Consider the following 1,403-nt stretch of genomic DNA (forward strand, 5'->3'; position numbering starts at 1 on the left):
CCCTGTAGTCCTGCACCGACGTCCGCGAAATCACCCGAAAAAGTTCCAGCCGGGAAAGGTGGGTAAGCAGGTCGTCATGGAGGCCGTCCACGAACGGCAGCGCGGCGGGATCCTGCGCCACGTTGGCGAACGGCAACACGGCGATTGATGGGCGCTCATCCCCTCCACCGGCTCCTGATTCAGCGGGCGAGCGGCCCGCGAACCACCCGATGGCCAGGCCGACCACCAACACCACGCCGGCTCCGGCTGCGGCGCGTGGCGAAATCCAGGCCTGGGCGCCGGCGCGTGCTTCGCGGGCCGCGGGCGACCTATCCTCGGCCTCATCCGCGTCCGGGGTCCTTTGCACGCCCCCATCCTTCACGTCGAACATCCACGCCATCACTAGGGCGAGCGGCAAACCCAGAATGGCGATCACCAGCAGCAGAGTGATCGTCCAGTCGGGGAGCTCGAGGCGCGGCACGATCAGGTCGGCTGCTTCCAGCAAGGCGAACGCCGTCGCGCCGTACACCACCGCAACGCGCACCACCTTGCGGCGCTTGAGTTCGTCCAGGAACGAGGGGCGGTTGCTCATCGGCCGCTCACGAGGGGCCTCGGCGCCCTGACCAGAGCTGGGTCGACGGCGGCGCAGCGCTCAGGAACCACCACCGAGCGGCCCCGCGGGATTGTCCGGACAGTCCTCCGTTTCCCGGGTGAAGATGATCGCGGCGATCTTCCAGCCGTCGGGCGTCCGGACGAGGCTGAACCCGTCCACGCCGCAGTGGCTGAAATCATCGCCCCGGTAGAGGTCGTAGGGCGCCCAGACGATGGCGATGGGACCGTGCATCAGAACCTCGGGGTCCCACATCCGCTCGATGATCGGATCCTCGAGCTGGCCCACTAGGCGCGCGAAGGCGGCGTGGCTGGACACGGTATGGCCGGGAACGCCGTCCTGCGTCCCCACCGCGAAGAACACACCCTCATCGATGAGGATGTCCGCGGCCGCCACGGAATCGCGCGCCGCCATGGCGTCGAAGAACTCCTGCACCGCGGCCAGCACCTCGGCCTCCGCCCCGTCCGGAGCCTGCGCGGTTGCCGGCGTCAGGGGCGCCAGCGACAGGATCGCGGCGGCCGCGGCGCGCGCCGCGCGTGCGTGGGTGCGTTTCGGCAAGGCTTGCATGGGCGTGCTCCGGCATGTTGGACTGGCCGCGCCTGAGACGCCGAGGGCGCCCTGGCGGGACGGCGGCGGACCCGATCGGACGCGGCAATGTCGCTCGCCCGCGGGGGGTGCCGCAACGGTGGAACGACGCCCCAGCCGATGAATCGCCCTAGAGCCCCATCCCCCGCACGAGCGCCACGAACCTGGGATCGTCTCGAATGGAATCGAACGCCGGCATGCCGTAGACCACGGGGAGGTGAGCGTGGCG

Annotated in this window: 2 protein-coding genes; both read right to left on the bottom strand. The window is 69.9% G+C overall.

What is annotated here, in order from left to right:
• Nucleotides 1–571 (bottom strand): hypothetical protein (locus ABFS34_16810; protein ID MEN8377087.1); only part of this gene is annotated, 571 nt, incomplete at its 3' end.
• Between the two features lie 60 nt (nucleotides 572–631).
• Nucleotides 632–1,156 carry a hypothetical protein gene (locus ABFS34_16815; protein ID MEN8377088.1) on the bottom strand — a complete coding sequence of 175 codons (525 nt, stop codon included), beginning with the start codon at nucleotides 1,154–1,156 and terminating at the stop codon, nucleotides 632–634.
• Nucleotides 1,157–1,403 lie beyond the last annotated feature (247 nt).

Source organism: Gemmatimonadota bacterium (assembly GCA_039715185.1).
GTDB lineage: Bacteria > Gemmatimonadota > Gemmatimonadetes > Longimicrobiales > RSA9 > DATHRK01.